The following is a 15,677-nucleotide window of genomic DNA, read 5'->3' on the forward strand; positions in this document are numbered from 1 at the left end:
TCGCCGTATGGATTACTTCGATTCCAATCCTTCATGAGCTCTTCTGCTGCCGCACAAATGCGCCCATCTCCCGGCAGCCGACCGATGGACACAGCATAGTCTGCAAGCCGCTCAACAACTGACACAGGAAGGCTCTTCTGCCGACCAATCGAAATTCGCCGAAGCTGCCGCAGGACGTCTTGATCGCTCAACCACTCGGCGCGGCGGGTTGCGTCAGCTAGTTCGGCGTATACTGCCGCGGCGCGCTTATGCACCGCCTGATCGTTCTGCATTCGCCTGTCGTTTAGCTGGACAGAAAACAGTAATGTGGAGCCTGATCAGCGGCACCGGACTGAAGCGACTCAGCATCAGATTAGATCAAGGAAGGCGTGCGCAGCGGGGCCGTTGAGCTGCTTTTCCCGAAGAAACCAGCAACTGCTTAAAACAGCGGGATCCTGATCCTGCAGGGCTCGGAGGATTCGTAGCCGGTCCATCAAAATGACGTTGTCTGCAGCGGCCTTGTTGACCCACTCGCCGTTTGTTTGTCGGAAGCAGCCTGGAACGAACAGCACACTTTGCGTTCGGACCTTGGTGTGAAAGCGCGAACGATGATAATCGAGGTCCGCTTCGGCCCTCTTCTTCTTCCAGCTGTCGTGCTTCTCATGTGCTGCACACTGGCCCAGAAAGACGTTCCAGCCTCCTTGACCGTCGTCCAACTTCTGGACGCCGACCAGATCGATGCTCGCATCTCCCTGAGCAGCTTCGTCTTCCGACTTCCAGTCCGGAGCCATCTGCATTCCCATGAACTTGGCGAGCATCGGGAGAGCAGTACGCAAATCCGTATGGAACCGTTTACGGCGGTCGTCTGAGTTTGGTCCGAACATGATCACGTCGGCAGCCGACGGCATCAGTTTTCGGAGCACATCGCGACTGATCAATTCGAAATAATCAGCTAATTCCTGCGCTAATCCGCGGGTGTTGCGAAAGGTGCGCGTGCGAGATGCGTACAGGAGGAAAAGATAAAGGCACTGCAGGGGATTGTAGCGCTCCGAAAGCTTTAAGAGGTTTCCATCAACCTGGAATGGGTATGCTGCGCCGAAGGCTCCGCCCCTGTATTCGAGCTGGCGGAAACACTCCTCCACATAGATCGCGTGCCGTTCGGCCGTGATTGAGGTTGCCTCTTCGTCTGGCACCCCATCGTCATTTAGGTCTGGTTCGTCTCTGCTGAGGCCTTCCTCGGCAGGTGCGACCGAAGTTGCTATTAACCCCATCGCGTCCGTTGCGGAGACCGGGCCGCCTGTGGCAACGCACACTATTTCTAGCGTGTCAGCGAACAGATGAGGTTGAGTCTTATCGACTCGACCGAGGTCAATCTGCATTGTTCTCGTCGAACGCAGTTTTGAGGTTCCGCGCCTGTCTCTCGATCGATGTGACAGTCGCGGCGCGCGGCTCAGAGTAATGTACTTCCGCGACGATCGAGTTTGCGGTTCTTAGAGAACTCTGAACCGACACGATTATGGAGTCGAATTCCTCGTCAATGCCGTCTGTGAATCTATATGCTTGATCTAGATCCATACCCCGGCGAAATTTCTCAAGTGCGTCGGGATTCGAAACGACCCTAGACAACTGAACGAGGTTTCGTGACTCTCCTAAACGTGTTCTTCCTTGTTCGTGCTTGACGAACATCCAAGAGAATAGTTCGCGAAGCCGATCCTGATTGATTACTCGCTGATCGACCGGGTCATCGGGGTTATCGTACACAAAGTTCTGAATACCATCGTAATCTAAAGCGGTGGACAAAAGTGAGAACTTAACAGACTCCTCGTCCACATCTGGAAGATCGAAGAACTCATGGTGCGCCGCGACTTCGTATGCATCGTGCGCCTTAAGGGCGCGCGTAATAAAATCGGTTCTACTCCCAATGGTTCGAGCGACAGCTCTGGCACGTTCGTTGAAGTCGGCTCCATTGGCAACCTCGAAGAGCTGCCTTGCATAGCGCGCCTTCGCAAGCGCCCCCCATGGTTTCACGCCGGCGATGTGTTTGTTGCCCAGATAATTTAGAACATCCGCGCGCGCATCGTATATAGCAACGGGGACGATTGCCGGACGGTGCGCAGCCCGTTCAACGGCCTGTGCAATGCGCGCGGGCATATCATCGAAGCGCTCGCCCAAGAGAAGTTTAAGAGCAGTAAGGCGCCGGTTGCCCTCGATGATGGTGATTCTGCCCTCGGCTGTAGCGACACCGATTAGAGGCTCCGACTCGAAGTAACCATTTGAACCTATGGCGGAGACTATCTCATCAATTGAAGATGTCAGAGCGAGGTATCGAAGCATCTCGTCAGGTGCGCGGGGCAAGCCGCTAGGAAGCCTTGGATTTTCTGGGTCCAAGTCGAGCTGATCTACCGGTAATTGTTCTAGAGTTCTGAACATGAGTGCCTGGATTTCTGAATCTGCGTGGAGGTCCGCTAGCGCGAGCCGCCCGTTCGTTGAAAGCCGTTCGCCCTCGGGCAAGTCGCGGTGCCAATCCGAGTCGGCGCCAAGCTAGCTTTTACTAGGCTCCTTTAGCAACTTCGCCCAGGTCGCCAATGCCAAGCGCCGCTCCTTCATCCGCTCATAGCGATCGTACACCCCGAGCAAGCCTGACAGCTGGTGACCCAGGACGAGCTCAGCAGTCATCGCGTCCACACCCGCTCTCGATAGCTGCGTACGGACCGTCCTCCGGAAGTCGTGGATGACGAAGGTCGCAAAGTCTTGCGGGAGCGACTTGTCCAGCTTCTTCTTCGCCTTCGAGAATCCCGACACCGGCCGCGCGCCATTTGTTGTCGAGAATAGGTAAGGTCCCTCTTGTGACGGCAGTGAACTCATGATTTTTGCAGCCGCTGGGGGAAGTGGCACCACATGCGGTCGGCCGTTTTTCCGTTCGCTCCCTGGTACGATCAGCTCGTCACCATGCAGCCAGCCGCGCCTGGCGCTTGCGATCTCTCGTAAGCGGCAACCTGTCAGCAACAAGAGCTGGTAAATGGGCCCGAAGGGGTAACCCAGCTGAGCAGCGGCAGCGTAAACCTGCTTTGCCTCTCCGAGCGTGAGGGCCCTTTCCCGCGGCTTCATAGCGATCCTGAGACGCATGCCGGCAAACGGATTGACCTCCACAAAGCCGTGGTCGGCGGCCCAGTTGAACATCGCGACAACTTGCTTGCGGACCTCAAACTGCCGAGATGGCGCAAGCGGCTGTAGCAGCTGAGCGAGTTCTCCGCGGGACAGGCTGCTGAGGTCGCGTCGACCCCATTTTGGCTCAACATAGTTCTCCAGAAGGCGCCTCTTTTCACGCAGCAGCTTCACCTTCACGTTGTCGCAGTAGGCGGCGATCAACTCCTTTACGGTCGTCGGCTGTCGACTCGACGGCGGGCGGGGCTCACTGCCGCTGAGTGCCTTGGCCCGAATTGCCAACGCAGCAGCTCGGGCTTCGGCCAAGGTCATTGCCGGCCAATAGCCCAGAGTGATACGCCGTTTAGCGCCGGCTCTGTTCCTGCCAAGAACCGGATCGAAGTCACCTCCGGCGGCCACCCGATACGTCACGCTCCAGCTCTTGCGTCCATCTGGCGACACTCTCAGGGTCAGGCCATGGCCGTCCGGCAGTTCAACACGCTTTCCAGGCAGAGGTCGAGCATTCCGAACCTTCACATCAGTCAAAAGCATTTCGGGGGCCCTTCCGGGGCCGTTTGAGCTAGGCTGTCGCGGGCTCAAACGGGTCTTCGAGAGACCCTATAGCTATCCAACTGATTGAAATCTATAGACAGGAAGAGACGTGGAGAAACGCAGTGGGATTTCGGGCCTGCGCCTTGGTAAGGCTGAGGTCGTGAGTTCAATCCTCACCGGCAGCACCATTTTCTCTTGACCGTGAAAAACCCCCGCTTGCCAAGCGGGCATCATTACGGTTGAGCGCGACGATGCGTTTCTTCTCCGACAATGCCGCGCCGGCGCACCCCAGGGTGCTGCAGGCTATCGAGCGCGCCAATCGGCTCGACACCGCTTATGACGGCGACGGCTGGAGCCGGCAGCTCGACGGCGCTTTCTCCGACCTGTTCGGAACGCCGGCCCGGGCGCTGTGGGTAACGACCGGCACGGCTGCCAACTGCCTTGCGCTGGCCGCCCTGTGCCCGCCGTTCGGCGCCATCGTCTGCCACAAGGATGCGCATATCGAGAATGACGAGGCCGGGGCCCCGGCCTTCTTCACGCACGGTGCGAAGCTGATGTTGGTCGACGGGCCCGGAGCCAAAGTGACGCCCGACGCCGTCAATGCCGCCTGCGACCGGGTGCGTGCCGACGTCCATCAGGTCCAGCCGCGCGCGCTGTCGATCACCAACGCCACCGAATATGGGCTCGCTTATGTACCCGACGAGGTGGCGGCATTGGGCGATATCGCTCGGGCGCGCGGGCTCGGCTTCCACATGGACGGGGCGCGCTTCGCCAACGCCATCGTCAGCACCGGTGCCGACCCCGCCGACGTGACCTGGCGGGCCGGCGTCGACGCCTTGTCTTTCGGCTTCGTCAAGAACGGCGGGCTCAACGCCGAAGCGCTGGTCCTGTTCGACATGGACCTGGCCGACGAAATCGCCGTCCGCCGCAAGCGGGCGGGCCACTTGCTGTCCAAGGGCCGGATGCTTGCGGCACAGATCCTGGCAATGCTCGACGACGGGCTGTGGCTCGACACCGCGCGGGCCGCCAACGCCGCGGCCCATATGCTGGCCGATGCCGCGCCGGACCGGCTGGTCTACCCGGTCGAAGCCAACGAGATCTTCCTTAACGTGTCGGCGGACGAAGCCGCGTCGCTGCGCGCCGCGGGTTTCGACTTCTACGACTGGGCGCCGGGCGAAATCCGGTTGGTGACCAGCTGGGACCAGTCGGGCGAGCCGGTGGAAAAGCTCGCCGCGGCGATTGCCGCCTTGTGAGCCGACCGCGCGTCGACCTGTCGGTCGTCGTTCCATTCATCATTTTCACCGTCATCTGGGGATCGACCTGGATCGTCATCCGCGATCAGCTGGGCACCGTCCCGGCGCAATGGTCGATCGCCTACCGCTTCATCATCGCCGGACTGGCGATGGCCGCGGTGGCGGTGTGGAAGGGCCATTCGCTGCGGCTCGACCGCGCCGGCTTCGCCGCGGCGGCCGTACTTGGCGTGCTCCAGTTCGTGATCAACTTTCACGCCGTCTACGCCGCCGAACATCACATCACGTCGGGGCTGGTGGCGACGGTGTTCGCGCTGTTGCTGATTCCCAACAGCCTGCTTGCCTGGGCAGTGCTGGGCCAGCGGCCGGGCGCGCGGTTCGCGATCAGCTCGCTGGTCGCGGTCGCCGGCATCGCCTTGCTGTTCGCGCACGAACTGGGCGAAAATCCCGACCGGTCGGCCGGCATCCTGATCGGCATTGCCCTGACCCTTGGCGGGATGCTCGGTGCGTCGGCGGCCAATGTCTTTCAGGCGATCGATCGCGTCCGGCGCTACCCGCTGTTCGCGCTGCTCGCCTGGGCAATGCTGTTTGGCGCCCTGTTCGACAGCATCATTGCGCTGGCCGTCGCCGGCCCGCCGGTCATCGAAACCCGGTTCGGCTACTGGCTCGGGCTCGTCTACCTCGCGCTGTTCGCCTCCGCGCTGGCGTTCAGCCTGTATCTGCCGGTGGTGCGCAAGATCGGGCCGGGCAAGGCGGCCTATTCCAGCGTGCTGGTGCCGATCATTGCGATGGGTTTCTCGACTTGGCTCGAAGGCTATCGCTGGACCCCGGTCGCCGCGGCGGGCGCCCTGCTTGCGCTCGGCGGAATGGTCGGAGCGCTAAGCCGGAGCCGCGCGGTTGTGGCGGCGCCCGACGCCGCCTAAGTCCCTGGCCATGGACGTCAGAATGAACGCGGAAGCCCCGCAGAACCCAACCCACACAGAATTCCGCCGCCAGGATTACCGCCCGCCCGACTGGCTGGTGCCGGCCATCGCGCTGGACTTCGACCTGGGGATCGAAACGACGCGGGTGAAAGCGACGCTGACTGTTGAACGCAACGGCGGGCACGACCGCCCGCTGCGGCTCGACGGGGACGAGATCCAGCCGCTGGCGGTCCGTGTGGATGGCCAGGATGCGGACTGGTCGATGGACGGCGACACATTGGTCGTCGCCGTCGCCGGCGATCGGGCGAGGGTCGAAACCGAAGTCGCCATTTACCCGGCCAGCAACAGCAAGCTGATGGGGCTTTACGCCTCCAACGGCATGCTGTGCACGCAGTGCGAGGCCGAAGGCTTCCGCCGCATCACCTTCTTCCCCGATCGTCCCGACGTGCTGAGCCGATATGCGGTGCGCATGACGGGCGACAAGGCGGCGTTCCCGATCCTGCTGACCAACGGCAATCCGCTGCGCACGGGCGAGGACGGGGCGCGCCATTGGGCGGAATGGGAAGACCCGTTCCCCAAGCCGTCCTATCTGTTCGCGCTGGTCGCGGGCGATCTCAAGCCGAACCATGACAGCTTCACGACCAGGAGCGGCCGCAAGGTCGATCTCAACATCTGGGTGCGCGAAGCGGACCTGCCGCGGACCGGCCATGCGATGGCTGCGCTCAAGCAATCGATGGCCTGGGACGAGGAAACCTACGGCCGCGAATACGACCTCGACCTGTTCAACATCGTTGCCGTCAGCGATTTCAACATGGGCGCGATGGAGAACAAGGGCCTGAACGTCTTCAACACGGCGTATGTGCTGGCCGACCCCGACACCGCGACCGACACCGATTTCGACAATATCGCGCGGGTCGTCGCCCACGAATATTTCCACAATTGGTCTGGCAACCGGGTCACCTGCCGCGACTGGTTCCAGCTGAGCCTGAAAGAAGGCTTCACGGTCTTCCGCGACCAAGGATTCTCCGCCGACACCGGCAGCCCCGCGGTCAAGCGCATCGACGACGTGCGCACGCTGCGCGCGATCCAGTTTCCGGAAGATTCGGGGCCGCTGGCCCATTCGGTACGGCCCGACAGCTATGTGGAAATTTCGAACTTCTACACCGCCACCGTCTACAACAAGGGCGCCGAGCTGATCCGGATGATGCGGACCATCCTTGGTCCCGACAAATTCCGCGCCGGCACCGACCTTTATTTCGACCGCCATGACGGCGAAGCCGCGACCTGCGACGATTTCGTCAAGGCGCTGGAAGATGCCAGCGGTGTCGATCTGACCCACCTCAAGCTATGGTATTCGCAGGCCGGCACGCCGAAGGTGACGGCCAGCCTCGACCAGGATGGCGGCACGGCGGTGCTGAAGCTGGCCCAGACGGTCCCGCCGACGCCCGGCCACCCGGTCAAACAACCGATGCCGATCCCGCTCAAAGTGGCGCTGATCGGCGAGCGCAGCGGTGCGGAGATCGCGCCGGAACGGCTGGTGATCCTCGACGCCGCCGACGACACGGTCGAATTCGACGGTCTGGATGAACCCGCGTTGCTGTCAATCAACCGCGGCTTCTCCGCCCCGGTGGACTTGCAGGTCGATCGCCGGGCCGGGGAGCTGGAGAAGCTCGCGGCCAGCGATAGCGATCCGTTCGCCCGCTACGAAGCGATCCAGGAACTGATGATGCGCTGGCTGATCGCCGCCGCGCAGGGTGAGGTAGCGGATATCGAACCCGTCATCCGCGCCGTGGGCGACACGTTGCGATCCAACCAGCTCGACGCCGCGCTGAAGGCAGAAGCGATCCTGCCGCCGAGCGAGGCGGTGATCGGCGACCGCATGGACCGGGTCGATCCCGATGCCATTCACGGCGCGCGTGAGAGGCTGCGCGCGGCGATCGGCGCGCGCCTGTCCGACGAATTGTCGAGCGCCCAGCGCGAAGGCGGCGCCCCGGGCAGCGACCTGTCGTCGCGGGCGAAGGGTACCCGCCGCCTGCGCTCGATCGCGCTCGATTTCCTCGCCGCGGCCGACGCCCAGGCCGGCGCCCGGCTGGCCAAGGTGCAATTCGATGCTGCCGACAACATGACGGACCGGTCCGGCGCGCTGCGCGTGCTGGCGTCGCTCGACATGCCGGAGCGGGTCGCGGCGCTGGAAGCCTTCTATCGCCGCCACGCGGACGATCCGCTGGTGATCGACAAATGGTTCGGGGTGCAGGCGATGGCGCAGCGGCCGGATGCCCTGGACCAGGTCCGCGAGCTGATCCGTCACGAGCGGTTCACGTTCGCCAATCCCAACCGGCTGCGTTCGGTCGCGGGCGTGTTCGGGATGAACCAGTGGGCGCTGCATCACGCGTCGGGCGAAGGCTATCGCTTCCTCACCGACCTCATTCTCGAAGCCGACAAGGTCAATCCGCAAGTCGCCGCCAGAATGGTCCCGCCGCTCGGACGCTGGAAGCGTTTCGACGACCAGCGCCAGGCGCTGATGCGCGAGCAGCTGGAACGCATCGTCGCCACGCCGGGACTGTCCAAGGACGTCCACGAGCAGGCGAGTAAAAGCTTGGGGGGGTAACGACCCGCAAAACAAGACACCGGGGACGCTAATTCTAATCGTTCTCGGGGCCGCTGTCCTTATTGGCGGGATCCTCTACCAAGTGGGGCGCATCAAGCGCTGCTGGAAGAGCGGCAACTCGGCCATCGGCCCGGCGGCATTACGACAATATTGCGTCCCGAAGGAATGACAGCGCGCGCTGCCGCCAGCACGCTCGCTCGATCACCCCCCGATCCAGGCCGCCACTTCGGTCGCCACGCGGTTGGCGGCGGCGTTTAGCATGGTGCCGACGTTGGCGGCGTCGGGGCTGGACGGGATCGTGCTTTCGAAGCGGCGGTTTTCGACATGGGTGCCGCCCTGCGTCGCCATGGCCGCGTCATACTGGACGACGACCATGCCGGTCTGCGCGTCATAGCCGAAGCGGTTGAGTTCGCCGGTCACGACCAGACCGGGATCGAGCGAGGCCTGGGCTGGATCGAGCACCACGCGCGCGGTCTTGCGGCGAACCGTCTCTTCAACCAGCTTCTGGAACAGCTTGTCCGGCGTATCGACCCATTGCAGGTCGGTCACATATTCGACGTTGGTCGGGCTCACCTGCACCGGCACGCGCAGCACTCGCAGTTCCTTCGGCACGACCGGCGTGCGGATGGTCACGGTCTGACCGACCGCGACCGACCGGGTCTGCGCGGTGAACGGCGCTTCGGGGGTCAGGGTATAGAGCGTGTCCGGGGTCTTGCCGCCGCCAAGCAGCGAACATCCGCAAACCGACGCCGCGAGCGCAAGCGCCGTTCCGATACGCAGAAGCCTCGTCATTTCGTCTTCCCCGGTTTGTAGTCAGGCAGCTTTTCTGGACCCAGCGCGCCGCTGATCCCGCCCTGCTCGACGCGGTTGGTCACGCCTTCCAGCGAGGTCGTCAGCCCGCGCATGTCGCGCACCAGCCGATTGATTTCGGGCAATGTCGACTTGCTGAAATTCTGGACGCCCGGCCGCGTGTCGGCGATCATCGCGTCGAGATTGTCCGCCGCGCGCTGCACGGAAGCGATCGCCACGCGCAGGTCCTTGGCCGCAGGTTCGCCCTGTTCGATGACCAGCCGGTTGGTGCTGTCCGCCAGCGTGCTGACCTGGCCCGCAGCCTCGCCGGCGTTGCGCACCGCGATGCGCGCGTCGGCGATGGCGTCGCCCAGTTCCGGCGCGCGGTCGGCCAGCACCTGGCTGGTGCGCTCGATATTCTCGAGGATGTCGGCGACCGCATTCTGGTTCTTGTCGCTGAGCAATTCGGTCAGCCGCTCGGTCAGCCGCTGGATGCGGTCCATCAGCTCCGGCGCGCTGTTGAGCAGGGCGCCAAGGCCGCTGGTGCTCGACGGGATGACCGGGCAGCCCTGCGGGCCGGTCTCGGTGATCGCCTGGGCGCCGCGGGCGCCGCCGGCCAGCTGGATCTCGCTGACGCCGGTGAAGCCGACGCCGTGGATTTCCGCGGTCGTGCCGCGCAGTACCGGCGTGTCTTCCTCAACCTCGATGCGGACGTGCACGAATTCCGGCCGCTGCGGCATCAGCGAAATCTGCTGCACCTGGCCGACCGGGACGCCGGAGTAGCTGACGGCCGACCCCTTGTTGAGGCCGCCGACGGCCTGCGCGAAGTAGATGTCGAAGCATTTGGTCTCGCGGTCCGAAAGCCCGGCAAGCCAGACCGCGAACACCAGCAGGCCCGCCAGCATCGCCAGCGTCACTGCACCGACCAGCACGTAATTCGAGCGCGTTTCCATCAGGCGTCGACTTTCTTAGCGGTATCCGCCGCGGAGCGGCCCCGGGGGCCGTTGAAATATTCCTGAATCCACGGATGGTCCGTGGCCAATAGTTCGGGGATCGTCCCGACCGCTATCACTTTCTTGTCGGCAAGCACGGCGACACGGTCGCAGATGGCGTAGAGCGTGTCGAGGTCATGCGTGATCAGGAACACGGTCAGGCCCAGCTTTTTCTGCAACGACCGGATCAGCTCATCGAACGCTGCCGCCGAGATCGGGTCGAGGCCAGCGGTCGGTTCGTCGAGGAACAGCAGCTCCGGATCGAGCGCGAGTGCGCGGGCGAGGCCGGCGCGCTTGATCATGCCGCCCGACAGTTCGGACGGGAATTTTGGCCCGGCGTCGGGCGGAAGCCCGCTCATCGCGATCTTGAATCCCGCAATCTCGTCCATCAGCTCCTTGCTGATGAACGGGAAATATTCACGGATCGGCACTTCGACGTTTTCCGCGGTGGTCAGCGTCGAAAACAGCGCACCGGCCTGGAACAGGATGCCCCAGCGGCGGCGAATGTTCTTGGCCTCGTCCTCGTCGCGGTCGATCATGCTCTCGCCGAGCACTTCGATTTCGCCGGATTCGGGGCTCTGCAGGCCGATGACCGATCGCATCAGCACCGACTTGCCGGTGCCCGACCCGCCGACGACGCCAAGGATCTCACCCTTGCATACGGTCAGGTCGAGATTTTCGTGGATAACGGCCTCGCCGAAGCTGTTGCGCAATCCGCGGATGGTGATGACCGGCTCGCAGTCCTTGGATTCGTGGGCTGTCATCGCCACCCCAGCGAGCTGAAGAAGACGGCGAAGATCGCGTCGATAACGATCACCAGGAAGATCGACTGGACCACCGCCGTGGTGGTGCGCAGGCCGACCTCTTCGGAATTGCTTTCGACCATCATGCCCTGGAAGCAGCCGGCGAGCGCGATGATGAAGCCGAACACCGGCGCCTTGATCAGCCCGATCCACAAATCGGTCGGCGGGACCACTTCCTGCAGTCGGCGGATGTAGGTGAACGGCGGGATTCCGAGCACCAGCCAGACGAAGATGCCGCCGCCGATCAGCGCGGTGAACATCGCCCAGAAGGCGAGCAGCGGCATCATGATCACCGACGCGATCATCCGCGGAATGACGAGCGCTTCGATCGGCGACACGCCGATGGTCCGCATGGCGTCGATTTCCTCGGTGATCTTCATCGTCCCGATCTGCGCGGCGAAAGCGGAGCCGGACCGGCCGGCGACCATGATCGCGGTCATCAGCGTACCCAGTTCGCGCACCGTGATCCGGCCGATCAGGTTGATGGTGTAAATCTCGGCGCCGAACTGCTGCAGCTGCACCGCGCCCTGCTGGGCGACGACGATGCCGATAAGGAAGCTCATCAGGCCGATGATGCCGAGCGCGCGGACTCCGACGACGTCGAACCGCTGGACCACGGCGTTGATGCGAAAGCGCTTGGGCCGGCGAATGAGGTTGGCGAAGGCAATGAGCGTCGCGCCGAGGAAGCCGACCAGGCCGACCAGCGTGACCCCCGTTTCGGCGACCCATTCGCCCAGTTCGCGCAGCACGCGAATGAAGCCGGCGCGTTCCTCGGGCCGGACTTTGACCGGCTTGTCCGATTCCGCGACCTGGTCGAGCAGGCTGCGAATTTCGTCGCTGACGCCGATGACGCGGGCGCCGCGGTCGCGGACGGTGCGATAGACCAGCCAGGCGCCGACGGTGTCCATGCGCTTGACCCCGCTAAGGTCGATGGTCAACGGATCGGGCTCGTGATCGATCTCTCGAGCGGTGCTGGCGGCGCGCGCAATGGTGATCGCCCCCGCCAAGCGGTAGGTCGCACCGTCTCCCTCTTCATCCCCGTGGCGGCTCATCGCGGGGGAGACTGTCCGAAAACGTGGGTTCCCACAAGCGTCAGTCGACACTGCCACTTTCACGCGGCGCTGGCGGTGCCTAAGAAGCGCGCCAGATGACCGCGACCGAAAACCCTGCCTTCCGACCCGTTGGCGCCAACCCGACCTTGCTGTTCGGGATGGATTCGACCGAGCGTGCGCGCCGTATCGCCGCCAATGCCGGCTTCGGCGATGCGGGCAACGGCGCCGTTCTGCTGGCCAATATGGATTTCGCCTGGGACCCGGCGTGGCTGAAGGAAATCGCCCGCCGGCCCGGCACCGTACTGGTCAGCGGCAGTCAGCCCGTACTGGCACATGTACCGGAAGGGACCGATCCCGCGCCGGTCGAACAGGCGATGCTGGGCAGCGGCGGCAGCCTCGCCGCCCTTGAGGCGGTCGACAGCGAGACTGCCGAGGTCAATTATCACGAGTTGCGCAAGCGCGAGCGGCCGTTCGTCCTGCCGCTCGGACCGGACAGCGCCGACGCGGTCGAACGCGCCGCTTATGACGCGTCCTACAAGGGCGTCACCGACGTGCTGACGCTCTACCTGTGGCGCAAACCGGCCTTCTACATGACCCGCTGGGCAGCGCAGATGGGCCTTGCGCCGAACGCGGTCACCGGGGTCGGCGCGGCGCTGTGCGCACTGGCGTTCTTCTACTTCTGGTTCGGCAATTACTGGCTCGGGATGGCCGCGGGCTTCATCTTCATGGTGCTCGACACCGTCGACGGAAAGCTGGCGCGCTGTACCGGCGCCTCGTCCAAATGGGGCAACGTCTTCGACCATGGCATCGACCTCGTGCACCCGCCGTTCTGGTGGTGGGCATGGGCGCACGGCCTCGGCGCATACGGAACGCCGCTGGAGCCGGTTTATGCGACGATGCTCCTGGCGGCGATCGTCGTCGGCTATGTCGCGCAACGGGTCATCGAAGGCCTGTTCATGGCCCGGTTCGGCATGCACATCCACGTGTGGCGGCGTATCGACAGCCAGTTCCGGCTGATCACCGCCCGCCGCAACCCCAACATGGTGATCCTGTTCTTCGCGCTGCTCGCCGGCCGGCCCGACGTCGGGCTCGAACTGCTGGCGCTGTGGACCATCGTCAGCCTGATCTTCCACGGCGTGCGGCTGGCGCAGGCGGAAATGCAGGCGTGGCGCGGCAAGACGCCGGTTTCCTGGCTGACGTGAGCAAGCCGACGGCCATCGTCCTTGCGGGGTCGCGGCCGGGCAGCGATCCGCTTGCCGCCGCCTTCGGCACCGACCTCAAGGCGCTGGTATCCGTCGGCGGCAAGCCGATGGTCCGCTGGCCGGTCGACGCGCTGCTGGATTCCGGACGCTTCGGCCAGGTGCGCGTGCTGGCGCAGGAACCCGAACGGATCGGCGCGGCCCTGCCGGCGCATCCCGACCTGGTCGTCGCGGCGTCCGGACCAAGCATTGCGGCGACGCTCGAAACATTGCTGTTCGACGGTTCGGTCGACTGGCCGTTGTTCGTCACCACGGCCGACCATGTCCTGCTCGATCGCGAGATGATCGACGAATTCTGCGACCTGTCGGAAGTCGCCGACATCGCCGTCGGCGTGGTCGAGCGCGAGACGCTAATGGCGCGCCTGCCCGAATCGCAGCGGACATGGATCCCGTTCCGGTCCGGTGCCTACAGCGGGGCGAACATGTTCATGCTCAGCGGCAAGAAAGTGCTTCCGGCGCTGGAATTATGGCGGTCGGTCGAACAGGACCGCAAGAAGGCCTGGTCGTTGCTATGGGCGCTGGGCCCAACCAATTTCCTCGGCGCGGCGCTCCGGCTCCGCACCATCCACCAGACGCTGGATGCGGTCGGCGAACGGCTTGGCGCGAAGGTCGAGGCGATCGACCTGTCCGACCCGCTGGCCGCAGTCGATGTCGACAAGCTGGCCGATCATTATCTGGTCGAACGCCTGCTGGCGGAGCGTACCGATGGCTGACCTTGCCGTTTACGACCTCGACCGGACGATCACCCGACTGCCGACCTACACGCCGTTCCTGATCCATTGCGCGCTTCGCCGGCAGCAATGGCGGCTGCTGTTCCTGCCGCTCGTGGCGCTGGCGATGCTTGGCTATCTGCTCAAACTCTACGACCGCGGCCGGCTGAAGGAGATGTGCCAGGCGCTGCTGGTCGGGCGGCATATCAGCGCCGCGACGCTCAAGCCGCTGGCCGACAGCTTCGCCGACCAGACCGTGGCCGGCAACGTCCGTCCCGGCGCGCGCCGGGCGATCGACCGCGACCGCGGGCAAGGCCGGCGGCTGGTGCTCGCGACCGCGTCCTACCGCTTATACGCCGACGCCATCGCGCAGCGGCTCGGCTTCGACGATGTCATCGCCACCGGCTCGGTGATCGGTCTCGACGACCGCGTCGCCGCCAAGATCGACGGCGACAATTGCTATGGCCCGGCCAAGCTGTGGATGATTTCCGAATGGGTCGAACGCTCTGGGCTGCTCGGCAAGCACGGCCATGTCCGCTTCTACTCCGACCATGCGTCCGACGCTCCGACATTCGAATGGGCGGACGAGCCGGTGGCGGTGAACCCGCACGACAAGCTCAAGCGCCTCGCGCAGCGTCGCGGCTGGGCGATCGAGGACTGGAGTTGATCGAAAAGCGTTCGCGCAGTTCGGTAATTGCGAAGCCGACTAGCGCAGCGAGGCGAGCTGCATCCTTGCGCCGCTGCTGAGGTAGGTGACGGTCACCGGAACCATCCGCTTCAGCGACACGCGCTGCTCGGGGGCGGACGCGTCAGGCGCGCCATTCTCGCCCAGCAGCCACTGCGCAAAGCGCGGAGCGTCCTCAAGGCGGATACAACCGGCGCTAAGGCTACGGTTTTCCTTCTCGAACAGCGCCTTGCGCGGCGTGTCGTGCAGGTAGATGCCGTTGGCATTCAGCAGGCTGAATTTCATCTTGCCCATCGAGTTGGCGGGTCCCGGCCGCTGGCGGACCAGAACGGTCTCCTGACCATCGGCCACGGCCTGCCAGTCGACAGTGGAGGGGTCGACCACGCGTGCATTCTCGTCAAAGCTGGTGACCACTTCATAGCCGCGGTCTTCGAGATATTGCGTGCCATGTTTGACCACGTTCGGCGCGGTCAGCGTGCGGGCGATATCGGGCGGCACGTGCCAGAACGGGTTGAAGGTCGCAAAAGTGAGTGCAGTCTTCAATTCCGGCGTGGCGGAGTCGGGCTTGCCGACGATGACCTTCATCGTGTCGACGACGCGGCCGTTTTCCATCATGAACATGGTCGCCGACGCGGCGTCGACCAGCACCGAGCGCGGCGCCGTCACCGGACGCGCGGCCAAGCCGGGCGAAAGGGCTGCGCCGGCCGAACCGATGGCCGGGGTGGAAGTAGAGCTAAATTGCTCGGCTGCGGCCGGGGTCGCCGGAACGAGGGCGATCGCCAGCGCCGCGCAAAGCACGTGCCTCAGGTCCAGTTTCACTTCGAAATCTCTTTAAAATCGTTTTGTCGTTCAACGCCTTGACCGGCGGACGGTTCAATTTCGGCTTGACTTAATTCGAAAAGCCAAAGGTGAACGCGATTCGAAAGAGGGG

Annotated in this window: 14 protein-coding genes; 6 read left to right on the plus strand and 8 right to left on the minus strand. The window is 63.9% G+C overall.

What is annotated here, in order from left to right:
* Positions 1–347 precede the first annotated feature (347 nt).
* From H8M03_RS10335 to H8M03_RS10345, 3 genes are all read right to left on the minus strand, one after another.
* Entirely contained in the window at positions 348–1,358 is a 1,011-nt protein-coding gene (locus H8M03_RS10335; RefSeq protein WP_187479356.1) for a hypothetical protein, read from the minus strand.
* The gene (locus H8M03_RS10340) at positions 1,348–2,313 is read right to left on the minus strand and encodes a ParB N-terminal domain-containing protein (protein ID WP_187479357.1); all 966 of its coding nucleotides are present in this window, start codon (positions 2,311–2,313) and stop codon (positions 1,348–1,350) included. The genes H8M03_RS10335 and H8M03_RS10340 overlap by 11 nt, the downstream gene beginning before the upstream one ends.
* 207 nt (positions 2,314–2,520) lie before the next feature.
* Positions 2,521–3,675, minus strand: a complete 1,155-nt coding sequence (locus tag H8M03_RS10345) for a tyrosine-type recombinase/integrase (protein WP_187479358.1) — start codon at positions 3,673–3,675, stop codon at positions 2,521–2,523.
* A gap of 251 nt (positions 3,676–3,926) precedes the next feature.
* Here H8M03_RS10345 and H8M03_RS10350 point away from each other — a divergent pair, with 251 nt between their 5' ends.
* From H8M03_RS10350 to pepN, 3 genes are read left to right on the plus strand one after another with little or no spacing between them, the layout of a single operon-like run.
* Positions 3,927–4,928, plus strand: coding sequence for a threonine aldolase family protein (locus tag H8M03_RS10350; protein ID WP_187479359.1), 1,002 nt, complete (start codon positions 3,927–3,929; stop codon positions 4,926–4,928).
* A complete protein-coding gene (locus H8M03_RS10355; protein WP_187479360.1) occupies positions 4,925–5,848 on the plus strand; it encodes a DMT family transporter in 924 nt (307 codons plus the stop codon). The genes H8M03_RS10350 and H8M03_RS10355 overlap by 4 nt, the downstream gene beginning before the upstream one ends.
* Before the next feature lie 22 nt (positions 5,849–5,870).
* Positions 5,871–8,456, plus strand: a complete 2,586-nt coding sequence (gene pepN / locus H8M03_RS10360; RefSeq protein ID WP_187479361.1) for an aminopeptidase N — start codon at positions 5,871–5,873, stop codon at positions 8,454–8,456.
* A 201-nt stretch (positions 8,457–8,657) separates the two neighbouring features.
* Here the strand turns inward: pepN and H8M03_RS10365 are convergent, their stop codons facing one another.
* From H8M03_RS10365 to H8M03_RS10380, 4 genes are read right to left on the minus strand one after another with little or no spacing between them, the layout of a single operon-like run.
* Positions 8,658–9,248, minus strand: a complete 591-nt coding sequence (locus tag H8M03_RS10365) for an ABC-type transport auxiliary lipoprotein family protein (RefSeq protein ID WP_187479362.1) — start codon at positions 9,246–9,248, stop codon at positions 8,658–8,660.
* Positions 9,245–10,198 carry an MlaD family protein gene (locus tag H8M03_RS10370; protein WP_187479363.1) on the minus strand — a complete coding sequence of 318 codons (954 nt, stop codon included), beginning with the start codon at positions 10,196–10,198 and terminating at the stop codon, positions 9,245–9,247. Before H8M03_RS10370 ends, H8M03_RS10365 begins: the two co-directional genes overlap by 4 nt.
* Positions 10,198–11,001 carry an ABC transporter ATP-binding protein gene (locus H8M03_RS10375; RefSeq protein ID WP_187479364.1) on the minus strand — a complete coding sequence of 268 codons (804 nt, stop codon included), beginning with the start codon at positions 10,999–11,001 and terminating at the stop codon, positions 10,198–10,200. The genes H8M03_RS10370 and H8M03_RS10375 overlap by 1 nt, the downstream gene beginning before the upstream one ends.
* Complete coding sequence (locus H8M03_RS10380; protein WP_187479365.1) at positions 10,998–12,092, minus strand: ABC transporter permease; 1,095 nt, start codon at positions 12,090–12,092, stop codon at positions 10,998–11,000. The genes H8M03_RS10375 and H8M03_RS10380 overlap by 4 nt, the downstream gene beginning before the upstream one ends.
* Before the next feature lie 95 nt (positions 12,093–12,187).
* On the opposite strand from H8M03_RS10380, the gene H8M03_RS10385 reads away from it, so the two are divergent.
* The 3 genes from H8M03_RS10385 to H8M03_RS10395 are packed head-to-tail and all read left to right on the plus strand — an operon-like array spanning position 12,188 to position 14,728.
* Positions 12,188–13,294, plus strand: coding sequence for a CDP-alcohol phosphatidyltransferase family protein (locus tag H8M03_RS10385; RefSeq protein WP_187479366.1), 1,107 nt, complete (start codon positions 12,188–12,190; stop codon positions 13,292–13,294).
* Positions 13,291–14,064, plus strand: a complete 774-nt coding sequence (locus H8M03_RS10390; RefSeq protein WP_187479367.1) for a nucleotidyltransferase family protein — start codon at positions 13,291–13,293, stop codon at positions 14,062–14,064. Before H8M03_RS10385 ends, H8M03_RS10390 begins: the two co-directional genes overlap by 4 nt.
* Positions 14,057–14,728: an HAD family hydrolase gene (locus H8M03_RS10395; protein ID WP_187479368.1), complete on the plus strand. Its 672-nt coding sequence runs from the start codon at positions 14,057–14,059 to the stop codon at positions 14,726–14,728. Before H8M03_RS10390 ends, H8M03_RS10395 begins: the two co-directional genes overlap by 8 nt.
* Before the next feature lie 39 nt (positions 14,729–14,767).
* Here H8M03_RS10395 and H8M03_RS10400 read toward each other — a convergent pair whose 3' ends face one another.
* The gene (locus H8M03_RS10400; protein WP_187479369.1) at positions 14,768–15,565 is read right to left on the minus strand and encodes a L,D-transpeptidase family protein; all 798 of its coding nucleotides are present in this window, start codon (positions 15,563–15,565) and stop codon (positions 14,768–14,770) included.
* Positions 15,566–15,677: the final 112 nt, after the last annotated feature.

The organism is Sphingomonas sabuli (assembly GCF_014352855.1).
GTDB lineage: Bacteria > Pseudomonadota > Alphaproteobacteria > Sphingomonadales > Sphingomonadaceae > Sphingomicrobium > Sphingomicrobium sabuli.

Bases quoted from the DNA above. Each gene is read 5' to 3' on its own strand.
- H8M03_RS10335 (WP_187479356.1), bottom strand. From the start codon at position 1,358: ATGCAGATTGACCTCGGTCGAGTCGATAAGACTCAACCTCATCTGTTC.
- H8M03_RS10340 (WP_187479357.1), bottom strand. From the start codon at position 2,313: ATGCTTCGATACCTCGCTCTGACATCTTCAATTGATGAGATAGTCTCC.
- H8M03_RS10345 (WP_187479358.1), bottom strand. From the start codon at position 3,675: ATGCTTTTGACTGATGTGAAGGTTCGGAATGCTCGACCTCTGCCTGGA.
- H8M03_RS10350 (WP_187479359.1), top strand. From the start codon at position 3,927: ATGCGTTTCTTCTCCGACAATGCCGCGCCGGCGCACCCCAGGGTGCTG.
- pepN (WP_187479361.1), top strand. From the start codon at position 5,871: ATGAACGCGGAAGCCCCGCAGAACCCAACCCACACAGAATTCCGCCGC.
- H8M03_RS10365 (WP_187479362.1), bottom strand. From the start codon at position 9,248: ATGACGAGGCTTCTGCGTATCGGAACGGCGCTTGCGCTCGCGGCGTCG.
- H8M03_RS10370 (WP_187479363.1), bottom strand. From the start codon at position 10,198: ATGGAAACGCGCTCGAATTACGTGCTGGTCGGTGCAGTGACGCTGGCG.
- H8M03_RS10375 (WP_187479364.1), bottom strand. From the start codon at position 11,001: ATGACAGCCCACGAATCCAAGGACTGCGAGCCGGTCATCACCATCCGC.
- H8M03_RS10380 (WP_187479365.1), bottom strand. From the start codon at position 12,092: ATGAGCCGCCACGGGGATGAAGAGGGAGACGGTGCGACCTACCGCTTG.
- H8M03_RS10385 (WP_187479366.1), top strand. From the start codon at position 12,188: ATGACCGCGACCGAAAACCCTGCCTTCCGACCCGTTGGCGCCAACCCG.
- H8M03_RS10395 (WP_187479368.1), top strand. From the start codon at position 14,057: ATGGCTGACCTTGCCGTTTACGACCTCGACCGGACGATCACCCGACTG.